Origin of the sequence: Agrococcus carbonis, assembly GCF_900104705.1 — a bacterium.
Lineage (GTDB): Bacteria > Actinomycetota > Actinomycetes > Actinomycetales > Microbacteriaceae > Agrococcus > Agrococcus carbonis.
Genome location: NZ_LT629734.1, coordinates 886206 through 910228 on the forward strand (window position 1 = coordinate 886206; position 24023 = coordinate 910228).

The following is a 24023-nucleotide window of genomic DNA, read 5'->3' on the forward strand; positions in this document are numbered from 1 at the left end:
GCCAGGGCGTCGGCATCCGTCATGATCCACGAGTATATGGAACGGGATCCGTCCCCGGACCGAGCAAGAGGCGACCATCACAGGCACCAGCACCAAGCGCGTCCAGCGCCGCGACATCCAGGGGCTCCGCATGATCGCGGTGGTGAGCGTCATCGCCAACCACCTCGCGGGCTGGCCCGTCGGCGGCTTCGTGGGCGTCGACGTGTTCTTCGTCATCTCCGGCTTCCTCATCACCGGCCTCCTGGTGCGCGAGCACGAGCGCACCGGCCGCATCTCGTTCGTCGACTTCTACCGCCGGCGCATCAAGCGCCTCATGCCCGCCGCGCTCCTCGTGCTCGCGGTGACGGTGATCGGCTCGGTCTACCTGCTGCCGCAGCCGCGCGCGATCGCCGCCGCGATCGATGCCGCGTTCGCCGCGCTGTTCACGGTCAACTGGCGCCTCGCCGTCGTCGGCACCGACTACTTCGAGGCCGGCCAGCCGCCGTCGCCGCTGCAGCACTACTGGTCGCTGTCGGTCGAGGAGCAGTTCTACGTCGTGTGGCCCATCGTGATGGTGCTCATGCTGTGGATCGCGGGACGGCTCCGCGGCGACCGGCTGGGGCGACGCCGCGTGCTGCTGGCGGCCGCGAGCCTCATCGCCGTCGCTTCGTTCGCGTGGGCGCTGCTCGAGACCGCGACGAACCCCTCGTTCGCGTACTTCTCGACCCTCGCTCGCGCCTGGGAGCTCGGCATCGGCGCGGTGCTGGCGATCATCGTGCAGACCACGAGGCTCCGGATCCCGCCCGCGATCGCGCCGTGGGCCGGACTGGCAGGCACGGCGGGCATCATCGCGAGCTGCTTCCTGGTGCTTCCGGAGCCGGGCTTCCCCGCGCCCGCCGGCCTGCTGCCGGTGCTCTCGACGGCGCTCGTGATCTGGGCGGGCGTGGAGGGCGGAGAGCGCTACGAGCGCGTCAACGCGCTGCTCACCAACCGCGTCTCGCACTTCCTCGGCGACATCTCCTACTCGCTCTACCTGTGGCACTTCCCGGTGATCATCCTCGGCGCAGCGCTCCTGCCGCAGGAGTCGCCGATGTTCCTCGCGCTCGCGCTCGTGGCGACGCTGCTGCTGTCGTGGGCGTCGTACGCGTGGGTCGAGGACCCAGCGCGACGCTCCTCCTGGCTCACCTCTGACTGGCGGTGGCGGCCGCGCGTGGTCGTGGGATGGGCGGTCGGGGCCGCGGTCGTGCTCGGCGCGGGCGCGCTCGTGACGACCGAGATCACCCGGCCCGCAGAGGCGGTGCAGCCCGAGCGCGTCGCTCCTGTGGACTGCTTCGGCGCGAACTACCTCGCGAACGGCTGCTCCCCGGAGGACGTCACCGGCGAGATCACGCCGGCGGTCGACGTCATGGCCGAGGACACCGGCGGTGCGTACGCCTGCTGGCGGGTCCAGGGAGGCCCGCTGCAGTCGTGCACCTACGGGTCCGAGTCGGAGGACGCGCTGCGCGTCGCGCTCGTCGGCGACAGCCACGCCGCGATGCTCATGCCCGGCCTGCTCCCCGAGCTCGAGGATCGCGACTGGCGCATGGACACCTACCTCGGCTACGGCTGCCAGTGGCGCGACGGCGGCGAGGCGAGCGACTGCGCACCGCTCATGCCCGAGATCGACGAGCGGCTCACGAGCGGCGACTACGACCTCATCATCACGAGCGCGGCCCGATGGGCGACGAGCGACGGCGCTGCAGAGGGCTTCGCCTCGGCGTGGGCGGACGCGATCGAAGCGGGATCGCGCGTCGTCGCGGTCGCCGACGTGCCGACCGTCTCCGAGGAGACCCTCGCCTGCCTGCAGCGCGTGGGCGGCGACCCGTTCGACTGCAGCACGCCGGTCGCGGAAGCCTCGCAGCCGGCCGACCCGCTCGTCGCGGCGGCCGCGCTCGAGCCGCGCGCCGGCCTCGTCGAAGTGGCCGATCGGTACTGCACGGATGCGGGGTGCCCGGGCGTCATCGGTGGCGTCGTCGTGTACCGCGACGGCGTGAGCCACACCACGGGCACCTACATGCGCAGCTTCGGCCCCGAGCTCGTCGACCGCATCCGCGCCGCGGCCGGGCTGTGAACCCGGTGATATCCTCGTCGACGTCAGATGCCCGGAACGGGGCCGGGCGAGTGGAGGAGCATGTCGGCGAGCGCTGAGCGTGCGGTCCCTGGGGCTCGGCGCATCACGCTCAACCTGCTCAAGAACCTCACGCTGCGGGAGATCCGTTCCGAGTACAAGCGCACCGCGCTCGGCCGGGTCTGGTCGCTCATCAACCCGCTCGCGCAGGTCGCGATCTACGGCATCGTCTTCGGCCTCATCTTCGGCGCCGAAGCCGACCCGGGCATCAACTCCGGCATCCACCTCTTCGCCCTCTGGCTCGGCGTCGGCATCGTCACGTGGGGCTTCATCAACGTCGGCATCCGCGAGGCGATGCAGTCGTTCCTCGGCTACCAGGGCCTGCTGAAGAAGGTCGCGCTGCCGCGGTGGACGCTGCCCGCCTCGAAGGTGCTCTCGCGCGCGGCGACCTACCTCACGGAGATCGCTGCGGTCGCCGTGATCTGCGGCGTCCTCGGCGGCTGGGAGATCCTGCTGCGCATCTGGATGCTCGTGCCGCTCATCGCCCTGACGGTCGTGTTCATCTACGGCATCGGCCTCGTGCTCGCGATCGGCATCGTGTACTTCCGCGACATCGAGCACTTCTGGGGCATCATCACCCAGATCTTCTTCTACGCATCCGGCGTCATGATCCCGGTGCGGACGGTCGCGACCGTGCAGGAGCGCCTCGACGAGTCCGGCTACCGGTTCCTCGGCGGCCCCGTGCCGCTCCAGGCGGCGTTCGAGGCCAACCCGGTGTTCCAGTTCCTCACCGCGTACCGCCGCGTCGTCTACGACTTCGCCTTCCCCGAGTGGCAGCTGCTGCTCTCGCTCACGCTGTGGGCCGCGGGCACGCTCATCGTCGGGCTGTTCGTTTACACCCGCTTCCAGGCCAAGATCGTCGAGGAGCTCTGATGACCGGCACAGCCGTCGAGGTGCACGGCGTCTCGAAGAGGTTCCGCGTCTACCACGACCGCAACCAGTCGATCAAGGCGACGGTGCTCAAGGGCGGCCGCGCGAAGTACGAGGAGTTCTGGGCGCTGCGCGACGTGTCGCTCGAGGTGCCGGAGGGCTCGACGTTCGGGCTGCTCGGGCTCAACGGCTCCGGCAAGTCGACGCTGCTCAAGTGCATCGCGGGCATCCTGCAGCCCAACGAGGGCCGCATCGTCACGCGCGGGCGGATGGCCGCGATGCTCGAAGTGGGCTCGGGCTTCCACCCGGAGCTCTCGGGGCGCGAGAACGTGTACCTCAACGCCGCGATCCTCGGCATGAGCGACCGCGAGGTCGACCGCAAGCTCGAGTCGATCATCGACTTCGCCGGCGTCGAGCGCTTCATCGACCACCCGGTCAAGAACTACTCGAGCGGCATGTACGTGCGCCTCGGCTTCTCGGTCGCCATCCACACCGAGCCCGAGCTGCTGCTCGTCGACGAGGTGCTCGCGGTCGGCGACAAGGACTTCCAGGCGAAGTGCCTCGCGAAGTTCGACGAGCTGAAGGCCTCCGGCAAGACCGTCGTCGTGGTGTCGCACTCGATGGGCACGATGCGCACGTTCTGCGACCAGGCGGCGTGGCTCGACCACGGCGAGCTGCAGGCGGTCGGGCCGGCGAGCGAGATCGTCGACCGCTACACGGGCGACGGGCGCGCGAGCACCGGCACCGTGGAGGGCGTCGAGGGCCTCAAGCGCTTCGGCACCGGCGAGGTGCGCTTCACCGACATCGAGCTGCTCGGCACCGACGGGCAGGAGCTCGACACCGTCGACCCCACGCGACCGCTCACCGTGCGGCTCTCCTTCTACGCCCACGAGCCGATCGAGCGGCCCGACTTCGCCATCTCGATCCGGGACTCGCAGCAGACGGCCGTCTTCAACATCACGGGCCACGACCGCGACTGGCTGCCGCAGCGGCTCGAGCGCGGCCACGGCACGGTCGAGATCCAGCTCGCCTCGCTCCCCGTGCGCGCGGGCGGCTACCGCATCGTCGCCGATGTGCGCGCCGAGGGCGCCGAGGAGCCCGCCGACAAGATCTGGGGCGGCAAGCGCTTCGGGGTCGAGCGGGGCGACCACACCACGAGCGGCGGGACGCTCTACCTGCCGTCGGGGTTCGGCGAGCTGCGCACCGGAGCCGCCGAGGGCAGCACGCGGCTCATGCCGCGCTGACGCGCTCCTCGCGACCGGCCTGCACCTCGCGCACGAGCGCGAGGAACGCGCGCGACATCCGGTAGGGGCTCCACGCCCGCGCCGCGTCGAACGCGGCCTCCCTCGCCTGCTCGTCGTCGATCGGCGCCGCTGCGATCGCCTCGGCGAGCGCCTCGACGGGACGCGTGCGGTCATACAGCCGCACCCACGTCTCGTCGCCGTGGTGCGACACGACGTGCGGCTCGTCGGGCAGCAGCACCGGCGCGCCGAACGTCTGGGCGAGCAGCATCGAGCCCGAGTTGAGGATGTTGCGGTACGGGAGCGCGACGAGGTCGGCGGCGCCGAACCACCACGCCGTCTCCCCGTCCGGCACGAACCGGAAGCTGCGGATCACGCGCACGTCGAGCGGCATCGCGGCGTCGAGCGCCGCGACCTCGTCGGCCCGCACCTTCCCGGCGAGCATGAGCACGACGCGGCCGCCCCGCATCCGCTGCGCCTCGCTCGCAGCCTCGAGCAGGTCGAGCACGCCCTTGTAGGGGCGCAGCTGGCCGAGGAACAGCACGGCGAGCTCGTCGGGGGCGAGGCCGAAGCGGGCGCGCGCGCGGTCGCGCGGGATGGGCGAGCCGTAGACGCCCTGGTAGCTGCTGTGGGGGATGCAGCGGATGCGGTCAGCCGGCAGCGCGTAGTGCTCCGCGACCACCTCGGGCGTCGCGGGGTTGATGACGTGGATCGCGTGCGCGAGCCGCGCGAGCGCCTCGTGGAGCTCGAGCTCCAGGTCGCGGTGGATCGCGTCGTGCGGCATGGCGTTGTGCACCGTCCAGATGATGCGCAGCCCTGCCTCGGTCGCCCGCTCGAGGCCGCCGACGAACGCGTCGACGCGCTCGCGCGCCTCGAGCGGGTCCGGCGTCTCCTGGCAGATGGGCGACGTCCAGTTCATGTGCAGGATCGTGTCCGCCGGGTCCTCGGCGATCGCCGCGAGGGCGTCCTCCATCGTCTTCACGCGGTCGAGCCAGTAGCCGGCGCCGCCGGTGGCCAGGTGCAGCAGGTTGAGGTAGGGGTTGTCCTGCCAGGCGGGGAAGATGACGATCCGCGTGGGTGCCCCGCCGCTCATCGGCGGATCCTGCGGGCCGCTCGGCGGAGGGCGAGGCGCACGTGCCGGGGGCGCAGCTCGGTCACGATCGTCGTCACGTCATGCGAGCGCACGCTGCCGACCGCGCGAGCGGCGCCGCGCAGGTCGCCGTGCGCGGCGGCAGCGGCGACGTCGCGCAGCTTGCGCGCGCTCGTGCCGAGCGATCCGGCCTCCACGGCGAGCGCGGCGGCGGCGCGGAGGGTCGCGGGCGGCGCCTCGGCGGGGAGGTCGACGAGCGCGCGGATGTGGCGGGTGAGCGCGGCGGGCGCGATGCCGGCGCCGACGACGTCGCGCAGCAGCGCGTGGAGGCGCACCACCTCGTCGTCCGGCGTCGTGGGCATCGACATCGGCACGATGAGCTCGCTCCGCAGCACGACCGCGAGCGCGGTGTGCGCCTCCCGATCGGCGAGCACCGCGGCCGCGATCTGGGCGTCGAGGTCGCGGGTCGCGAACGCCTCGATCGTGCCCTCGTGCGACGTGACGATCGCGCGCGCAAGGGCCCAGGAACGGCGCGCGATGAGGCCGTAGGCGAGCCGCCGCACCGGGTCGAGCGCCGCGAACGACGCGCGCGGCGCGGAGGCGACGAGCTCGACCAGGAGGTCGCGCGCCTCGTCGAACTCCGGCGACTCGTCGACGACCGCCGCGACGCCGTGCGCCCAGATGTCGAACTCGAGGATGCCGGCGAAGTAGCGCTCGATGAGCGCGTCGTCGCGCAGTCGGCGCACCGCGTCGCGGCACGCGATCTCCTGCGTGAAGTGGTCGCGCAGCGGCCCCGGCTGCTGCTTGCTCGAGGTCATCGAGGTCGACCCGACACGGCGACGGTAGGCGTAGACGGGCTGCGGGACGACGTCGAACGCGAACGCGCAGTACGCGTGCGTCATCGCCTGGATGTCGTTCGAGCGGCGGGCGTCGGCGAACGCGAGCCGCGCCGACTGCCAGCTGCTGCGACGGATGATGCGGTTCCAGCACACGCGGTCGCGCAGGAAGCGCGGCTCGTCGACGATCGTGATGCCCGTGCGGACCTCCCCGTAGATCGGGAGGCTCTGGTCGCGCGTCGTGAGCCGCTGCGGCTCCATCACGAGGTGGTTGCCGACGACCATCTCGGCGTCGGTGCTCGCGGCCTGGCCGGCGAGGATCCGGTAGGCGTCCGCCGGGATGATGTCGTCGCCGTCGGCGAACGCGAGGTAGTCGCCGCGCGCCTCGGCGATGCCGAGGTTGCGGGCGCGCGCGGCGCCGCGGCCCTCGCCGGCGAGGATGCGGAAGCGGGGGTCGCCGTCGATCGCGGCCTGCGCGCGGGCGACGGTGTCGTCGCTCGAGCCGTCGTCCACGAGCAGCACCTCGATCTGCTCGAGCGTCTGCCGCCGCAGCGACTCGACCGTCTGCGAGACCCACTCGCCGACGTCGCGCATCGGCACCACGACGCTGACCACTGGGTGCTGGGGGTCGACCGCCTGCGAGGCTCCGCCGGCTGGACTCACGCACGCTCCCTAGACTTGTTGATGCATCCCGACGAACAGGAGCACATGTTGGCAACCACGTCGCCCGACGCACGGCACGACCAGTCGTTGGTGTCGATCATCGTACCGGTCTACGGCACGGAGGCGGTCCTGCCCGAGCTCCTCGACTCCCTGCTGGCGCAGTCCTGGAGCGCGTGGGAGGCGGTGCTCGTGATCGACGGCTCGCCCGACGAAGCGGCGGCCGTCGCCCACCGGTACGCCGCTCGCGACGGGCGGTTCCGCGTCATCGAGACGCCGAACGGCGGCATCGGCCGCGCGCGCAACATCGGGCTCGACGCCGCCGCAGGCGACCTCATCGCCTTCTGCGACTCCGACGACATGCTCGAGCCGAACGCGATCGAGGTGCTCGTGGCAGCGCTCGAGTCGTCGGGCACCGAGATGGCCACCGCCATCGGCGTCGACTTCTTCCCGGGCGGGGTGCGCCGCCGCCGCTCGCGCTACTGGACGATGCACGGCCCGCAGTTCCGCCGTGGCTGGGCGACGTACGCGCTGCCGCAGATGCCGCCGCTGCTCGAGGACCACGTCGTGTGGGCAAAGCTCTTCCGGCGCTCGCTCATCGACCGCATCGGCCTGCGCTTCCCCGAGGGGGTGCAGTGCGAGGACATCCTGCCGATGCTGCGGCTGCAGCTCGCCGCCCACGACATCGCGGTCGCCCCGGTCGAGGTCTACCTGCACCGGCGGCACGAGCACACCGTGAGCGCCGACTACCTGCGCCCGAGCACCCTCGGGGACTGGCTCGAGCAGGCGGCCGCGACGATCGACGAGGTCGTCGCCCACGGCGACCGCGCGGCGGTGGAGCACTACGTGGGCGTGCACACCCTCGGGCAGTGGTGGACGCGCGCCGAGCTCGTGCCGCTCGTCGAGGACCGTGCCCTCGTCGAGGGCATCGAGCGGCTCGCGGCCCGCATGGTCGAGGTGCTCGGCGACGACCTCGACGAGCTCGACCCCGTGCGCGCCGCGGCGCTGCGCTTCTTCGCAGCCGGCGGCGCGAGCCGGCGCTGGGCAGGACTCCCGGCTGCGCTCGCCCGGCTCGGCTCGTCCTCGCGGCGATCGTGGGACGCGACGTCGTTCGACGTCGTGGTGAGCCCGCTCGTGTCGCCGTCGCCGCGCACCGCGCCCGTCGTCGCGGAGGCTGCGCTCGACGCGGCGGGCATGCTCGAGGTCGACGACGCGATCGAGGCGCGCATGGCCGCCGAGCTGCTCGTCTCGCGCGCGGTGCTGCCGGTCGCGCACGGCTTCGTCACCGGCGACCACGCCGCCGACCTGCTCCGGCGCGCGGAGGCCGCGCTCGAGCGGGTGCCGCGCGCCGCGCTCCAGCAGGTCGCTCCCCCGAGCGCCCCGGCGCGCCGCGCGCAGAGCGCGACGGCGGATGCTGCGTGGGCGGTGCTCGACGGGCTGCCGCTGCGCCGCGCGCGGCTCACGATGCTGCGCGTCGAGGGCGAGCACCTCGTGCTGCGCGGCGAGGTCGAGCTCTCGAACCCGCTGCACCTCGCCGACCGCCTCTCGATCGCCGTGCGCTCGACCGACGGCCGCTACGCGCGGGTCGCACCGGCGTGGGCGCGGGCGATCGAGGGCGGCGTCACCGCCTGGAGCGCCCGCATCGCGCTGGGCACCGCCGCCGCCGACCGCACGCTCGCCGTCGCGCTGCGCCGTGAGCGGCGCGGACGGGGCCCGGTCGAGCTGCCGGTCGTCGCTCGCGCCCTCCCCGGAACCCTGCGCGGCACGGGGGAGGTCGCGCTGCGGGTCGAGCCGCTCGCCGCCGAGCCGCTCGCGCTCCGCGTCGCGCGCCGACGGGGCACGGCGCTCGCCCCGAGCCCGGCAGAGGCGCCCGCCCGACGCGTGTACGCCTACCCGAACTGGATGTCGAATCCGTACGTCACGATGCTGCAGACGGCCGCGAGGGCGCGCGGCGACCGCTTCGACGGCACCGTCGACCCGCGTGCGCTCATCGGCGAGCTCCGGTCGGGGCACGCGGGCGTCGTGCACGTGCAGTGGACGAGCCCCATCACGGAGAAGGCGCGCGACGACCAGCATGCCGGCGAGATCGTCGACGACGTGCTCGAGGCGCTCGACCACGCCCGCGCGGCGGGGCGACCGATCCTGTGGACGGTGCACAACGTGCTGCCGCACGACACGCGCTTCCGCGAGGCCGCCATCCGCCTGCACCAGGGCATCGCCGACCGCGCGCACCTCATCCACGTGCTCGGCTCCACCACCCAGGAGGCGATCGGCGACCTGTACGAGCTGCCGGTGGAGAAGCTGCGCGTGCTGCCGCACTCGTCGTACGCGGGCATCTACGGCGCCCGCGTCGAGCAGTCGGATGCGCGTGCGGCGATCGGCTCGGCGCCCGGCACGACGCAGGCGCTCTTCTTCGGCCAGATGCGCCCCTACAAGGGCCTCGAGCACCTCTTCGGCGCCGCGATCGACCTGCAGGACGAGCACCCGGTCGAGCTGCTGCTCGCGGGCAACCCGACGCCCGAGCTGCGCGCGCAGATCGACGAGCTCGACGAGACCGAGGTCGCGATCACGAGCGCGCTGCGCTTCATCGAGGACGACGAGGTCGCCGACTGGTTCTCGGCCGCCGACGTCGCGGTGCTCCCCTACCGGCACATCCTCAACTCGGGCTCGATGCACCTCGCCGCCACGTACGGACTGCCGGTCATCCTGCCGGACGAGCACACGATCACGGCCGACTACGGCGACCAGGCGTGGATCCGCTTCTTCGATCCCGCGGACGCGCAGCGCTCGATCGCGGCGCTCCTCCGCGACGACTGGTACCGCGATCCCGCGGTGCGCGCGGCAGCGCTCGCGTACGCGCAGGAGCGCTCGCCGTACGCGATGGCCGTGGGCTTCGTCGAGCTGCTCGACGAGGTCGAGGCGATCGCGGCTCGGTCGCGCTGACCGGACCGTCGCACCGGCGGGAGCGGTCGCAGGGCGCAGGCCTACCCCCGCGGCCGCGATCAGCGCTCGCCGAGCGCCTCGCGCAGCACGCCGAGGAGCGCGCGCGACGCATCCTCGGGGGTCCACGCCGCCGCATCCGCGAGCGCCGCGGCCCGCGCCGCGCCGTCGTCGACGCGCGCCTGCTCGAGCGCCCGCTCGAGGCCCTCAGCCCCGTCGAAGAGCGTGACCCACGCCTGGTCGCCGTAGTCGGCCTCGAGGTGCGCCTCGCGCGGCAGCAGCGCCGGCACGCCGTATGTCGCGGCGAGCAGCACGCTGCCCGAGTTCAGGATGCGGCGGTACGGCAGCGCGACGACGTCGGCGGCCGCGAACCAGCCGGGCAGCTCGGCGTGGTCGACGAACCGCAGGTGGCGCACGGCCCGCAGGCGCGGATGCGCGGCGAGCGCCGCGTCGATCGCCGCCGTCTCGTCGGGGGTCGCGTTGCCGGCGAGCAGCAGCACGAGCGGGCGCTGCGCGGCCGCGCGGCCCGCGGCGTCGATGAGGTCGAGCACGCCCTTGTAGGCGCGCATCTGGCCGAGGAAGAGCACCGCGAGCGCCTCGGGCTCGATCGCGAGGCGCTCGCGCGCGGCGATCCGGTCGACGGCCGGAGGAACCGCGCCGGCGTAGCTCGGGTGCGGGATGTGCCGGATGCGCTCCCCCGGCAGCGCGTAGTGGGGCGCCGCGAGCGCCGCGGTGCCGGGGTGCATGACGTGGATGCGGTCGGCCGCCTCGGCGAGGAAGCGGTGCACGCCGCGCTCGACCCGGGCGTGCTTCGCCCCGTGCGGCAGCACGTTGTGCACCGTCCACACGACGCGCGCTCCCCGCTGCTTCGCACCGCGCACCATGCGGCGGAAGCGGCCCGCGTTCCGCGCGGCGACGACCGGGTTGTTCGTCGACTGCGCGATCGGGTTCGTCCAGTGCATGTGGAGCACCGTCTCGGCCGGCCGCTCGGCGAGCGCGGCCTCGAGCTCGTCGAGCGTGCGCGCGTCGACGATCTCGGCGCCCTCGCGCTCGGCCGCGCCGAGCATCATGCCGAGGAAGGGGTTCTCGCGGTAGGCCGGGAAGACGACGACGCGCATCCTGGCCCTCACCGCCCGCCGCGACGCATGCGGGCGAGCGCGGCGCGCGCCCCGCGGGCAGCGGCGCCGCCGAGCCGGCCGGCGCCCTGCGCGGCGGCGCGCCCCGAGCGGACGATCGCGGCGGCGGGCAGCGCGGCGGCGCGCGTCGCGGCGGCCGCGAGCTGCACCTGCTGGCGGGAGGTGCCGGGCACGTCGCGGAGGATCTCCTGGAGCTTCCACTCGAGCATCTGGTGCGACTCTGCGGCGATCTCGGGCGTCGTCACGGTGCGCACCGCGTAGCCCTCGCTGATCGCGGCGTAGGCGAACAGCCGCTCGACCGCGTGCGCGGTGCCGCCGTCGCGGTAGCCCGACTCGTCGGGGAAGTCGTGCCAGCCGAGGCTGTCGACGAGCGGCCGCAGCGCCTCCGGGCGGGCGGCGAACATCGAGCCGAAGGGCGCGAGCGGCGACCCCTCGTCGAAGGGCACGTCGATGCCGAGCCGCGTCGCGAGCTGCTCGGCGAGCGGCCGGTTGCCGAACCACGCGCGCCCGAGCGTCGGGTAGCCGACGTGGATCTGCGGGGGCATCGCCATGCCGAGCTCGGGCTCGTCGACGAAGAGCTGGATCAGCGCCGTCGCCGCATCCGACCCGCCCAGCAGGCTCTCGAGCACGTGCCGCTGGAACCGGCTCGCGCGGGGATATGGATCCTGCGGCGAGCGCTTCGAGTGCACCTTGAGCACCACGTCGAAGGCGTACGAGCCGTCCGGCTGCGGCCGCAGGAGATCGGCGCAGCCGATCAGGAAGGCGGAGATGTCGCGGCCGCGGTTCGACTCGACGACGCGCACCTCGAACTCCGGGACCCGCTCCGGCGTCTCCGAGCGGAAGTGGACGGGGATCATCCGCTCGAGCTCGGCCTTCGAGGCCTCGCTCCCCGTCGTCACGATGAGCTTCCAGCCGGGCGGGAGGTGCTGCAGGTGCAGCTGCAGGTCGGCGAGCGCGTCGGGGTAGTAGATGTGCGCGAGCACGGCGACGCGCGGAGCCGTGCCGAACAGCTCGCCCGGTCCGGCCAGGACGCGCATGGCGCCCGCGTTGGTGGCGATCCTGCGAGGGGGCGCGGCGCGGCCCAGGTCGGCGGCGGCGACCCGCATCGGATAGCCCCCGTTCCGCAGCATGCGCCACGCTCCGGCCGGGTCGAGGGCCTGCTCCTCGAGCTCGACGGGGTCGCCGGTGAGCAGCGCCCGCTCGACGAAGGGTGCCGCGCCATCGCTCAGCTCCAGCGTCGCGCGCTCGACCCGCGGGTCGGCCGGGGCTGCGAGCGCACCGACAGACACGCCGCCGGCGCGGAGCGCCTCGACCAGATCGTGGATGCCGAGCCGCCCGTCGTCGTCGCGGGCGGACCACCACCACGTGCGCCACGCCTGGTGCGCGAGCACCTCGGGCTCCGCCCAGATCCAGGGCGAGGGCTCGAGCGCCTGCCTCGGCGCGGTGCGCGCCCAGGTCCACGCCGCCGCGTCCCGCGGGCGCTGGGCGATGCGCGCCGCGAGGCCGGGTTGCACGCCCGGCATCGGCCCGTACCGCTCCGTGTCCGTCACGAGCACCGACGCCGCCTGGCGCACCTCGTCGTCGACCGACGCGAGGCCCGCCGCGAGCAGCGCGATCGCCGAGCCCGCGGGCGCGACGACGACCCGGTCGGCGAGCGCGTCGGCGCGTTCCCGCCCGGCTGCGCTCAGCGCATCCGCGACCAGCACGACGCGGTCGACGATCGTGCGGAGGCCCTCGACGAGCAGGTCGACGCGCGCTCCGACCTCGCCGCGGGGGTCCCGGTGGGCGACGATCGCGAGTCGGTGCGGGGCAGCAGTCACGGGCCCAGGCTAGCGATCCGCCCGCATCGGCGGCACAGGGCCCGCGCCGGGGAGAGCCCAGGGTCGCGGCGCTACGCTGGTCGATCGGATCGCGCCCCGCGCGCCGACGCCACGGAGGGCATCCTGATGACTGACGAGCACACCGAGCGCGCCTCGGCGACGCCGCTCGTCGCCGTGCTGATGGCGACGCACAACGGCGAGGAGTTCATCGAGGAGCAGGTGCGCACGATCCTCGACCAGCAGGGCGTCGAGGTGCGCATCGTCGTCTCCGACGACGCCTCGACGGATGCGACGCTCGAGATCCTGCGCGGGTTCGGCGACGACCGCATCACGCTCCTCGAGCCGGGCCGCTTCGGCACGCCGCAGGCGAACTTCCTGCGCCTCATCCGCGACGCCGACGTCACAGGGGCGACGGCCGTCGCGCTCGCGGACCAGGACGACCGCTGGCACCTCGACCGCTTCCAGCGGCAGCTCGCGCTCATCGCCGAGCACCGGCTGGATGCGATCTCCTCCTCCGTGACGGCCTTCTGGACGCAGCCCGACGGCAGCGAGGTCACGGAGTACCTCGAGAAGTCGCAGCCGCAGGTCGAGCTCGACTACCTGCTCGAGTCGGCCGGCCCCGGCTGCACCTTCGTGCTCACCGCGTCCACGTTCGCGACGGTCCGCGAGGTGGTCGCTGCGCATCCGCTCGTCGACGAGAGCGTGCCGCACGACTGGATCGTCTACGCGATCGCCCGTGCGACCGACCGGCGCTGGCGCATCGACCCGACGCCGACCATCGACTACCGCCAGCACGGCGCCAACGCGACGGGCGCCAACAAGGGGCTGCGCGCGGCGCTGTCGCGCGCCCGGCGGCTCGCGAGCGGCGACTACCGCACGCAGTGCGCCGCGATCGCGCGGCTGGCCGCGTCGCTGGCGACCGGGCCGACCGGCGAGCGGCTCGAGCGCATCGCGCCGCTGTTCGAGCGCAGCGACTTCGCCTCCCGCGCGGCGCTGCGGCGCCTCGTGCCCGAGCTGCGCCGCGAGCCCGCCGAGCGGCGCTGGCTCGACCTTGTGCTGCGCCTCGGCATCTGGTGAGCCTCGGCGGCGGCGTCGCGCTGTAGCGTTCCTCGTACCTGTCCCGAGGAGGCCCCGTGCGCGTGCTGCTGACGGGCGGAGCCGGATACATCGGCTCGCACACCGCGATCGCCCTGGTCGAGGCAGGCCATGCCGTCGTGGTGCTCGACGACCTCTCGAACGCGAGCCCCGAGGCGGTCGCTCGCGCGGCGCGCATCGCGGGCGCCGAGATCCCGCTCGTCGTGGCGGATGCGGGAGATCGGGCCGTCGTCTCCGGCGCGATCGCGGACCACGCGATCGACGCCGTCATCCACTTCGCCGGCCGCAAGGCGGTAGGGGAATCCGTCGCGCATCCGCTCGCGTACTACCGCGTCAACGTCGGCAGCGCGATCGCGACGCTCGAGGCGATGGCCGAGCGCGGCGTCGACCGCTTCGTGTTCAGCTCGACCGCCACCGTCTACGAGCAGCCAGGCGGGCGACTGCGGGAGGACGACCCGGTCGGCCTCGACCTCGAGCACCCGTACGGGCGGACGAAGGCGATGATCGAGGCGATCGTCGCCGACGCGGCCGCCGCCGACCCGCGCCTGCGCGCGGCGGTGCTGCGCTACTTCAACCCCATCGGGGCGCATCCCTCCGGCGAGATCGGCGAGGACCCCAACGGCATCCCCAACAACCTCGCCCCATACATCGCGAAGGTCGCCGCCGGCGAGCTCGAGCGACTGCGCGTGTTCGGCGACGACTACCCCACGCCCGACGGCACCGGCGTGCGCGACTACATCCACGTCGTCGACCTCGCGCTCGGCCACGTCGCGGCGCTCGAGCACCTCGAGCCGGGCGTGCTGACCGTCAACCTCGGCACCGGCGAGGGCGCGTCGGTGCTCGAGGTGCTGCGCGCGTTCGAGCGCGCCGTGGGGCGGCCGCTCCCCTACGAGGTCGCCGCGCGGCGGCCGGGGGATGCGGCGGTCACCGGGGCGGACCCGGCGCTCGCGCACGAGCGCCTCGGCTGGCGGGCGACGCGCTCGCTCGACGAGGCCGTCGCCGACGCGTGGCGCTGGCAGTCGGGCAACCCTCGGGGCTATGCCCGGTGATCGTGGCGGCGCCGCCGCGCGCCGGCTCCGCCGCGGTCGGGCGCGCTGCGGTCAGGCGAGCTGCGGCAGCCGCTCGAGGTACTGCCCGTAGCCGCTCTTGAGCAGCGGCTGGGCGAGCGCGGTGAGCTGCGCGTCGTCGATCCAGCCGGCGCGCCACGCGATCTCCTCGATGCACCCGATCTTCGTGCCCTGCCGGTGCTCGATGACGCGCACGTACTCGCTCGCGGCCATCATCGACTCGAACGTGCCGGTGTCGAGCCACGCGACGCCGCGGTCGAGCGTCTGCACCTGCAGGCGCCCCTCGCGCAGGTAGTGCTCGTTGACGGCGGTGATCTCGAGCTCGCCGCGGGCCGAGGGGCGGATGCCGCGGGCCACCTCGACCACGCCGGCCTCGTAGAAGTAGAGGCCCGGCACCGCGAACGACGACTTCGGCTGCGCCGGCTTCTCCTCGATCGACACCGCGGTGCCCGCCTCGTCGAACTCGACGACGCCATAGTCGCGGGGGTTCGCGACCTGGTAGGCGAAGATCAGGCCGCCGTCGATCTCGTGGTGCCGCCGCAGGCTCGAGCCGAGGCCCGTCCCGTGGAAGATGTTGTCGCCGAGCACGAGCGCGACCGGCTCGTCGCCGATGAACTCCTCCCCGATGAGGAACGCCTGCGCGAGCCCCTCGGGCTTCGGCTGCTGGGCGTACTCGATGCGCATCCCGAGCTCGGAGCCGTCGCCGAGGAGCCGCTGGAACTGCTCGGCGTGCTCGGGCGTCGTGATCACGAGCACCTCGCGGATGCCCGCCATCATGAGCGTCGACAGCGGGTAGTAGATCATCGGCTTGTCGAAGATCGGCACGAGCTGCTTCGAGATGCCGCGCGTGATCGGCCACAGCCTCGTGCCGGACCCGCCCGCCAGGATGATGCCGCGCATCCGGCCCCCTCTCGTCCCGGCGAGTCTACGGTGCGCGTGCCCGCCGGCCGGGCGCCGGTGCCTGGCACGCGCCCGTAGACTGGAGCGCCATGCGCCGGCCTGCCGGTGCGAGAAAGGGAACGACGCGTGCAGATCCTCGTGACCGGCGGCGCCGGCTTCATCGGCTCGAACTTCGTCCGCATGGCGCTCAGCGAGCGCCTCCCCGGGCTGGAGGGCGCGTCGATCACCGTGCTCGACGCCCTCACCTACTCGGGCAACCTCGCCAACCTCGCCCCCGTGGCCGAGCATCCGCGCTACGCCTTCGTGCACGGCGACATCCGCGACACGGGCCTCCTCGACCGGCTGCTGCCGGGCGTCGACGCGATCGTGCACTTCGCCGCCGAGAGCCACGTCGACCGCTCGGTGCGCGACGCCTCGATATTCGTCGAGACCAACGTCGTGGGCACGCAGCGCCTGCTCGACGCGGCCCTGCGGCACGACGTGCCGCGCTTCGTGCACATCTCGACCGACGAGGTCTACGGCTCGATCGCCGAGGGATCGTGGAGCGAGGATCGCCCGCTCGAGCCCAACAGCCCGTACTCGGCGTCGAAGGCCGGCAGCGACCTGCTCGCCCGCAGCTACCACCGCACGCACGGCCTCGACGTGCGCATCACCCGCTGCTCGAACAACTACGGGCCCTACCACTTCCCCGAGAAGGTCATCCCGCTGTTCGTCACGAACCTCATCGACGGCCTCGACGTGCCGCTCTACGGCGACGGCGAGAACGTGCGCGACTGGCTGCACGTCGACGACCACTGCCGCGGCATCGCCCTCGTCCTCGCGGGCGGCCGCGCCGGTGAGGTCTACAACATCGGCGGCGGTACCGAGCTCTCGAACCGCGAGCTCACCGGGCTCCTGCTCGAGGCCACCGGGCGCGACTGGTCGGCCGTGCGCCACGTCGAGGACCGCAAGGGCCACGACCTGCGCTACTCGGTCGACATCACGAAGATCTCGCGCGAGCTCGGCTACGCGCCGCAGGTGCCCTTCGCCGAGGGGCTCGCCGAGGTCGTGCAGTGGTACCGCGACCACCGCTCGTGGTGGGAGCCGCTCAAGGAGCGGGCCGCGCTGTGACCGACGCGACGGATGCGGCGCTGAACCCCGCCGACCGCCTCACGGTCGTGCTCGACGAGGTCGCCGAGCAGTCGACGACCATGGTCGGGCGCTACTCGGCCGAGATGGCGCGCGGGCTCATCGCGACCGCTCCCGAGGGCTTCCAGGTCGCCGGGCTCTCGGCGCGCATCACCGACTCGCGGGCCGAGCGGGTGCAGCAGCTGCTGCCCGGGCTCGTCGAGCTGCGGCAGACGGCCGTGCCCGCGCGCGAGCTCCGCGAGGCGTGGCTCCACACGATCACGACGATCCCCGTGCGCGGCTTCGTGCACGCGACGAGCCTGATGGCGCCGCTCGTGCGCGACCCCGCGCCCGGCGACCAGGTGACGGTGACCGTCCACGGGCTCGAGTCGTTCTCCGACCGCTCCGAGCGCAAGCAGCGCTGGTTCGAGCGGGCGCTGCGGCGCGCGGTGGCGCGCGCGCACGGCATCGTCGTGCCGAGCACCGCGGTGGCCGAGGACCTCGTGGCCGCCGGCGCGCCGGACGACATCGTGCGGGTCGTGCACCCCGCGCCGTCGGCGGCGCTGCTCGCGGCCGCCGCCGCGCCTGCCGAGCGCGCCCTCACCCTCCCGGACTCGTACGTGCTGGCGCTCACCCAGCCCGGCGGACTCCGTCACGCCGAGCGGCTCATCGAGACGGTCGCGGACCCGGCGATGCCGGATGTCAAGGTCGTCGTCGCAGGGCCGGTCGAGTGGGACGAGACGCGGCTCGCGGCGCTCGCCGTCGAGGCGGGCATCCCCGCGGGCAGGCTCGTGATGCTCGGCGACCTCTCGCACGCCGACCTCGCCTCGGTCTACCGGGGCGCGCTCGCGCACCTGCACGTCGCCGAGCACGACGCGCTCGGGCTGACGCTGCTCGAGGCCGCGGCGCTCGGCACCGCGACCGTGCACCTCTCGAACCGCTCGCTCGACGAGATCGCCGGCGACGCGAGCGTCTCGGTCGACGGCGGCGCGCCCGAGCTCGCGGCTGCGCTCGCGACGCTGCTCGACGCGCCCGACGAGCTCGCGCGGCTGCGGCTGCACGCGCAGGACCGCGCGCAGGCCTTCACGTGGGAGGCCGCGGCGCAGCAGGTCTGGCAGCTGCACGCCGACCTGTAGCCGGCGCCCGCGCGAGCGGGCCGTCGCGCGCCCGGGGGCGACCGGCGACCGCGCGGCGTTGCTGGGCGGGGCGCCGCTACGGCGACGGCGTCGGCGTCTCGGTCGGCACCGCGATCGCGTCGGCCTCGGCGAGCGCCTCCTGCACCATCGCGTGGATCTGCGCGAAGTCCGGGTCGCCGGTCGTGACGGCGGGCGGCACGAGCTCGAGGTTGGTGATCGGCAGGTCGCGGGTCTGCAGCGCGAGGTCGGAGAGCGAGCCGATCATCGACTGCGGCACATCCGACTGCACCATGTCCTGCCCCGCGCGGGAGAGCTCGGTGTACTTCGTCAGCAGCGTCTGCGGAGTGAACTCGCGGATGAGCGCCTCCTGCACCTGCCGCTGCCGCGCCATCCGGTCGTAGTCGCTCGTGCCGGCGCGGCTGCGGGCGTACCAGAGCGTGTCGTGGCCGTCGAGCACGCGGGTGCCGGGCTCGATCCACTCGCGCACCGGCTCGCCCTCGATCGCGATCGGCACCCGCTGGGTGACCTCGAGCCGCAGGCCGCCCAGCGCATCCACGAGGTCCTCGAAGCCGTGCATGTCGACGAGCACGTAGAACTGCAGCTCGATCCCGGTCACGCCCTCGACGGCGTCGCGCGTGGCCTCGATGCCGGGGCTCGAGCCGTTCGCCTCGGCGTCGGGGTAGAGCTCGGGGTGCGCCTCGCCGTAGGTGTAGGTGCCGTTCAGCAGGCAGTCGCTCGACTCGCAGTCGAAGCCGTTCGGCCACGGCCCCCACATGGGCGAGCCCTCCGAGAAGGGGGCGTTCCGCAGGTTGCGGGGCACGCCGATCATCGTCGCGGCGCCGGTCTCGGCGTTGACGGTCACGACGGTCATCGAGTCGGCGCGCAGGCCCACACGGTCGTCGCCGGCGTCGCCGCCGAGCAGCAGGAAGGTGTAGCGGCCGTCGATCGGCTCGACCGCGGGCCGGGCGAAGTCGAACACGTTGCCGACGAGGCCTCGGGTCGCGTCGACGAGCGACGCCCCGTAGCCCGCGAGCGCAGCGGGCGCGACGGTCGCGAGCACGGCGACGATCGCGATGGCTGCGCGCGCGCCGCCCTGCACCTTCGGCAGCCTGGCGAGCCGGATGGTGTCGAACCCGAGCACGAGCCACAGCACCGCGTAGGCGATGAGCAGCACCTCGATCACGAGCAGGCCGATCGAGTTGGCGACGATCGTCAGCAGCGCGCTGCGCCACACGAGCCACAGCAGGCCGGCGACCGCGAGCAGCGCGAGCAGCAGCAGCGTCATCGCGATGCCGAAGCGGCCGAGCCGCCGGTTGCCCGCGAGCACCTGGGCGCTGCCGGGTAGCAGGAAGCCGATCGCGACGAGCCACCAGCCGCGCCGCTGCATCACCTCTGGCCGCCCCGTGTCGGGGTGGCGGATGGGGGTGCCGGCGGCCAGCAGCGTCATGCGCGGGTGCCCACGCGGTCGCGCAGGGCCTGGGCCTTGTCGCCCACCTGCCGCTCGAGGTCGGCGGCGAAGGCGTCGAGGCGCGCGGCGAGATCGTCGTCGAAGGCGCCGAGGATGCGCGCCGCGAGGATGCCCGCGTTGCGCGCGCCGCCGATCGAGACGGTCGCGACGGGGATGCCGGCGGGCATCTGCACGATCGAGAGGAGGCTGTCGAGCCCGTCGAGCCGCTCGAGCGGCACGGGCACGCCGATCACGGGCAGCCGCGTCATCGACGCGACCATGCCCGGCAGGTGGGCCGCGCCGCCCGCGCCGGCGATGATGACGCGCACGCCGCGGTCGGCGGCGCCGCGCGCGAAGTCGACCATCTTCTGCGGGGTCCGGTGTGCCGAGACGACGTCGACCTCGGCGTCGACGCCCAGCTCCTCGAGCACGGCCTTCGCCGCCTCCATGACTCGCCAGTCGGAGTCGGATCCCATGATGATGCTGACCTGCGCAGGCATGACGTCCAGGGTACGCGCTCGCGAATCGCTCCCCGACCGCGCCCCGCCGCCCGCCTGCGCTCCCCTCGCCCTTGCCTGGTCCCCCCGCGCCGCCCCCTCGTCCCGGCTGGTCACGACACGCCGCGACGGCCAAGCAGGGTGGTCACGACACGCCGCCTCGATCAACCAGCGTGGTCACGACACGCCGCTTGCCGCGGTGGCGGCGCGGCGCGTCGTGACCACGCTCCGCACCAGATCCGGGCGCGGGGCGCGACGCTGTCCGCGGCGTTGTCCACGGCGTCGAGCGGATGCGCGACGGGCGTCGACGGCATGGGTGCACGATGCGCGGGTGCTCGACCAGCGTCTGTTCCGCGTCGCCGATGCGCGCGCCGTCGGCATCGCGCCCCGGCGGCTGCGCTCCCGCGCGCTCCTGATCCCCACTCGCGGGGTGCGCGCGCTGCGCTCGCTCGCCGACGAGGGGACACTGCTCGACGCGTTCGCCCTCGTCGCCCGAGACGACCACTTCTTCTCGCACACGACCGCCGCACGCATCCACGGCATGCCGCTGCCGAGCACCCGTGCCGGGCGACGGCATCCACATCGCCGCGCCGACCGGCGGCAGTCGCATGCGCCGGCCCGGCGTGATCGGGCACCGGCTGCGCGCGGAGACCGTCACGATCGACGGGCTCCGCGTCGAAGCGGCCGCAGACACGTTCGTGCACCTCGCCGCGTTGCTGGACCACGGGGCGCTCGTCGCGGTAGCCGATTGGCTCGTCTCGCACCGACGCGGCGCTGTGCGCGTCACACCGCAAGCGCTGCTCGAGCACTGCGAGCGGCGCGGACGCTCGCCGCGCAGCGTCGCCGCGAGACGCGCGGTCCTCGACTGCCGGGTGGGCGCGGAGTCGCCGAAGGAGACGGAGTTCCGGCTGGCCCTCGCCGACGTCGGGCTCGTCACCGACGAGCTCAACTTCTCGGTCTTCGACGAGCAGCGACGCTTCTTGATGCGCCCCGACGGCGGCTGGCCAGCGCTGCGCTGCGCCTGGGAGTACGACGGCGAGCAGCACTTCACCGACCCGCGCCAAGCGGCCCGCGACCTCGACCGGCTCGAGGCGCCGGCCCTGCTCGGGTGGCGTACGCGGCGGTTCGCCAAGCACCACCTGCGGGGCCGTCGCGAAGCGCTCGTGGCGTTCGCCGAGGAGGTGCGCGAACGCGCCCGGCTCGCGGCCGTGCAGCCGCCAGATCTGCGCGGCTACTGGTCGACGTGCCTCGACCCCGGCGCGCTCCGGCCCTGACCGCCGCGGCGGGACCGCACCCGCATCCGGCTGCCGCCGAGCGCCGCGGCGCCGCCCCTGCCCGCACCCCGAGCCGGCCACGCGGGTGGTCACGACACGCCGCTCGGCACGACGACGTTCCGGCGCGTCGTGACCACCCTCAGCCCGAGGAGCGGCGTGTCGTGACCACCCTCAGCCCGAGGAGCGGCGTGTCGTGACCACCCTCGGCCTCCGCGGCCTTTCGCGGCCACCCTCAGCCCGAGGTGCGGCGCGTCGTGACCACGCTCGGCCCTCGGCGGCGCGTCGTTGCCAGCCGTGCGCCGGTCAGGCGGCGCGGCTCAGGCGTCGAAGTGGGCGGCGGCGGCGCGGGCGCGGTACGCGACCTCGTCCATGTCGTCGCCAGCGGCGGTCACGTGCCCCACCTTGCGGCCCGGCCGTGCCGACTTCGCGTACGAGTGCACCTTCACGTCGGGGTGCGCGGCGAGGGCGGATGCGTAGCGGTCGGTCATCGAGCCCGAGGTCGGGCCGCCGATGACGTTCACCATCACGCTCGCCGGCGCGAGGAGCGCCGTGCTGCCGAGCGGCAGGTCGAGCACCGCCCGCAGGTGCTGCTCGAACTGGCTCGTGACCGAGCCGTCGATCGTCCAGTGGCCGGAGTTGTGCGGCCGCATCGCGAGCTCGTTGACGAGCACGCGTCCGTCGGTCGTCTCGAACAGCTCGATCGCGAGCACGCCGGTGACTCCGATGCCGTCGGCCACCTGCCGCGCGACGTCGTCGACGACGGGCTGGATCACGGCGGCGTGCGGCGCGGGCGCGAGCACCTCGACGCAGATGCCCTCCTGCTGCACCGTCTGCACGAGCGGCCACACGACCGCCTCGCCGGAGGGCCGTCGCGCGATGAGCTGCGCGAGCTCGCGACGGAAGGGCACGAGCTCCTCGACGAGCAGCCGGGGTCCGCCGGCTGCGGCGCCGTCGAGCCAGTCGGCGGCGTCCTCGACCGAGCGCACGACCCGCACGCCCTTGCCGTCGTAGCCGCCGGTCGCCGTCTTGAGCACCGCGACCCCGCCGTGGTCGGCGAGGAACCGCTCGAGGTCGCCCACCGCATCCACCGGCGCCCAATCGGGCTGCGGGGCGCCGAGCTCGGCCATGCGCGCGCGCATCTCGCGCTTGTCCTGCGCGAACCGCAGCGCGTCGGGCCCGGGGTGCACCGCGTGGCCGGCCTCGACGAGCGCCCGCAGCACCTCCTGCGGCACGTGCTCGTGGTCGAAGGTGATGACGTCGACGCCCTCGGCGAAGGCGAGCACGGTGGATGCGTCGCGGTAGTCGCCGACGGCGGTCGCCGCGAGCGACGCGGACATGCCCTCGGACTCGGCGAGCACGCGCAGCTCGATCCCGAGCGCGAGCGCGGCGGGGATCATCATGCGGGCCAGCTGCCCGCCGCCGATCACGCCGACGATCATGCTGCGGGGACGGTGTCGGGGCGGCCGAGGCCGATGACCTTGAAGCCGGCGGCGGCCCACGCGGCGGCATCGAGCGCGTTGCGGCCGTCGACCACGACGCGCGCCGCGGTCATGCCGGCGACCTCCGCGGGGTCGAGGTCGCGGAAGTGCTGCCACTCGGTGCCGAGCGCGAGCACGTCGGCGCCGCGGATCGCCTCCTCGATCGAACCGACGATGTCGAGCGTGGGCAGCACCCAGCGGGCGGTCTCGGCGGCCTCGGGGTCGTAGGCCTTCACGACGCGGCCGCCCTCCTGCAGGCGGCGCGACACGTCGAGCGCCGGGGAGTCGCGCACGTCGTCGCTGTTGGGCTTGAAGGCGAGCCCGAGCATCGCGACGCGGTCGCCGCCGACGGCGGCGAGCTCGCGGTCGATGACCTCGACCATGCGGTCGCGGCGGCGGAGGTTGATCTGGTCGACCTCGCGCAGGAACCCGAGGGTCTGCCCGTGGCCGAGCTCCTCGGCGCGTGCCTGGAAGGCGCGGATGTCCTTGGGGAGGCAGCCGCCGCCGAAGCCGAGGCCCGCGTTGAGGAACCGGCGGCCGATGCGCGCGTCGAGGCCGATCGCGTCGGCGAGCTGCGTGACGTCGGCGCCCACGGTCTCCGAGAGCTCGGCCATCGCGTTGATGAACGAGATCTTGGTCGCGAGGAAGGCGTTCGCGCTCACCTTGACGAGCTCGGCGGTCGCGAAGTTCACCACGAGGCGGTCGGTGCCGCGCGCGAGGATCGTGGCGTACACCTCGTCGAGGCGTGCGACGGATGCGTCGTCGGCGTCGGCCACGCCGTACACGAGGCGGTCGGGCGTCAGGGTGTCCTCGACGGCGAAGCCCTCGCGGAGGAACTCGGGGTTCCACGCGAGGCGCGCCCCCGTCGGGGTGACGAGGTCGGCGAGGCGCTGCGCGGTGCCGACCGGCACGGTCGACTTGCCGGCGACGAGCGTGCCCTCGGTCAGGTGCGGCAGCAGCGACTCGATCGCGGCGTCGACGTACGTGAGGTCGGCCGCGTCGGAGCCGGCGCGCTGCGGCGTGCCGACGGCGATGAAGACGACGTCGCTCCCGGCGGCCTCGGCGACATCGGTCGTGAAGCGCAGGGTGCCCGCGTCGACGCCCGCGCGCAGCAGCTCGGGCAGGCCCGGCTCGTAGAACGGGGGCTCGCCGCGGCGCAGGCGCTCGATCTTCGCCTCGTCGACGTCGACGCCGACCGTCTCGTAGCCCAGCGACGCCATCGCGGCGGCGTGCACCGCACCGAGGTATCCGCAGCCGATCACAGCGATCTTCATGGGAGTCCT

General features: G+C 73.7%; 18 protein-coding genes. 9 read left to right on the top strand and 9 right to left on the bottom strand.

The annotated features are described in order from the left end of the window. The first annotated feature begins 115 nt into the window (after window positions 1-115). The 3 genes from BLT67_RS04295 to BLT67_RS04305 are packed head-to-tail and all read left to right on the top strand — an operon-like array spanning window position 116 to window position 4260. Entirely contained in the window at window positions 116-2089 is a 1974-nt protein-coding gene (locus BLT67_RS04295) for an acyltransferase family protein (protein ID WP_269456980.1), read from the top strand. A 60-nt stretch (window positions 2090-2149) separates the two neighbouring features. Next, complete coding sequence (locus BLT67_RS04300; RefSeq protein ID WP_157674164.1) at window positions 2150-3019, top strand: ABC transporter permease; 870 nt, start codon at window positions 2150-2152, stop codon at window positions 3017-3019. Further along, entirely contained in the window at window positions 3019-4260 is a 1242-nt protein-coding gene (locus BLT67_RS04305; RefSeq protein ID WP_092665876.1) for an ABC transporter ATP-binding protein, read from the top strand. The genes BLT67_RS04300 and BLT67_RS04305 overlap by 1 nt, the downstream gene beginning before the upstream one ends. On the opposite strand, the gene BLT67_RS04310 is transcribed toward BLT67_RS04305, so the two are convergent. Next, a complete protein-coding gene (locus BLT67_RS04310; RefSeq protein ID WP_092665877.1) occupies window positions 4247-5350 on the bottom strand; it encodes a glycosyltransferase in 1104 nt (367 codons plus the stop codon). The genes BLT67_RS04305 and BLT67_RS04310 overlap by 14 nt on opposite strands. Next, window positions 5347-6846: a glycosyltransferase family 2 protein gene (locus BLT67_RS04315; RefSeq protein ID WP_157674166.1), complete on the bottom strand. Its 1500-nt coding sequence runs from the start codon at window positions 6844-6846 to the stop codon at window positions 5347-5349. Before BLT67_RS04315 ends, BLT67_RS04310 begins: the two co-directional genes overlap by 4 nt. A gap of 21 nt (window positions 6847-6867) precedes the next feature. Between BLT67_RS04315 and BLT67_RS13795 the strand changes: the two genes are divergently transcribed. Continuing rightward, complete coding sequence (locus BLT67_RS13795) at window positions 6868-9786, top strand: glycosyltransferase (protein WP_092665879.1); 2919 nt, start codon at window positions 6868-6870, stop codon at window positions 9784-9786. 59 nt (window positions 9787-9845) lie between these two features. Here BLT67_RS13795 and BLT67_RS04325 read toward each other — a convergent pair whose 3' ends face one another. After that, on the bottom strand, window positions 9846-10901 hold the full coding sequence (locus tag BLT67_RS04325) for a glycosyltransferase (protein WP_092665880.1): 1056 nt from the start codon (window positions 10899-10901) through the stop codon (window positions 9846-9848). Window positions 10902-10909: 8 nt separating this feature from the next. Then, the gene (locus BLT67_RS04330; RefSeq protein ID WP_092665881.1) at window positions 10910-12739 is read right to left on the bottom strand and encodes a rhamnan synthesis F family protein; all 1830 of its coding nucleotides are present in this window, start codon (window positions 12737-12739) and stop codon (window positions 10910-10912) included. 126 nt (window positions 12740-12865) lie between these two features. Between BLT67_RS04330 and BLT67_RS04335 the strand changes: the two genes are divergently transcribed. Further along, window positions 12866-13816 (top strand): glycosyltransferase, encoded by a 951-nt coding sequence (locus BLT67_RS04335; RefSeq protein ID WP_092665882.1) that lies wholly within the window; start codon window positions 12866-12868, stop codon window positions 13814-13816. Window positions 13817-13872: 56 nt separating this feature from the next. Further along, on the top strand, window positions 13873-14883 hold the full coding sequence (gene galE / locus BLT67_RS04340) for a UDP-glucose 4-epimerase GalE (RefSeq protein WP_092665883.1): 1011 nt from the start codon (window positions 13873-13875) through the stop codon (window positions 14881-14883). Between the two features lie 51 nt (window positions 14884-14934). Here galE and rfbA read toward each other — a convergent pair whose 3' ends face one another. Then, a complete protein-coding gene (gene rfbA, locus BLT67_RS04345) occupies window positions 14935-15801 on the bottom strand; it encodes a glucose-1-phosphate thymidylyltransferase RfbA (RefSeq protein WP_092665884.1) in 867 nt (288 codons plus the stop codon). A 126-nt stretch (window positions 15802-15927) separates the two neighbouring features. Here rfbA and rfbB point away from each other — a divergent pair, with 126 nt between their 5' ends. After that, complete coding sequence (rfbB, locus tag BLT67_RS04350) at window positions 15928-16911, top strand: dTDP-glucose 4,6-dehydratase (protein ID WP_092665885.1); 984 nt, start codon at window positions 15928-15930, stop codon at window positions 16909-16911. Next, entirely contained in the window at window positions 16908-18044 is a 1137-nt protein-coding gene (locus tag BLT67_RS04355; RefSeq protein WP_092665886.1) for a glycosyltransferase family protein, read from the top strand. The genes rfbB and BLT67_RS04355 overlap by 4 nt, the downstream gene beginning before the upstream one ends. Window positions 18045-18120: 76 nt before the next feature. Here the strand turns inward: BLT67_RS04355 and BLT67_RS04360 are convergent, their stop codons facing one another. Then, entirely contained in the window at window positions 18121-19491 is a 1371-nt protein-coding gene (locus tag BLT67_RS04360) for an LCP family protein (protein ID WP_092665887.1), read from the bottom strand. Then, complete coding sequence (gene purE, locus BLT67_RS04365; protein ID WP_092665888.1) at window positions 19488-19991, bottom strand: 5-(carboxyamino)imidazole ribonucleotide mutase; 504 nt, start codon at window positions 19989-19991, stop codon at window positions 19488-19490. Before purE ends, BLT67_RS04360 begins: the two co-directional genes overlap by 4 nt. Before the next feature lie 557 nt (window positions 19992-20548). Between purE and BLT67_RS04370 the strand changes: the two genes are divergently transcribed. After that, the gene (locus tag BLT67_RS04370) at window positions 20549-21262 is read left to right on the top strand and encodes a hypothetical protein (RefSeq protein ID WP_092665889.1); all 714 of its coding nucleotides are present in this window, start codon (window positions 20549-20551) and stop codon (window positions 21260-21262) included. Window positions 21263-21579: 317 nt separating this feature from the next. Here the strand turns inward: BLT67_RS04370 and BLT67_RS04375 are convergent, their stop codons facing one another. Further along, entirely contained in the window at window positions 21580-22701 is a 1122-nt protein-coding gene (locus BLT67_RS04375) for a 5-(carboxyamino)imidazole ribonucleotide synthase (protein ID WP_092665890.1), read from the bottom strand. Then, a complete protein-coding gene (locus BLT67_RS04380; protein WP_092665891.1) occupies window positions 22698-24014 on the bottom strand; it encodes a UDP-glucose dehydrogenase family protein in 1317 nt (438 codons plus the stop codon). The genes BLT67_RS04375 and BLT67_RS04380 overlap by 4 nt, the downstream gene beginning before the upstream one ends. Window positions 24015-24023 lie beyond the last annotated feature (9 nt).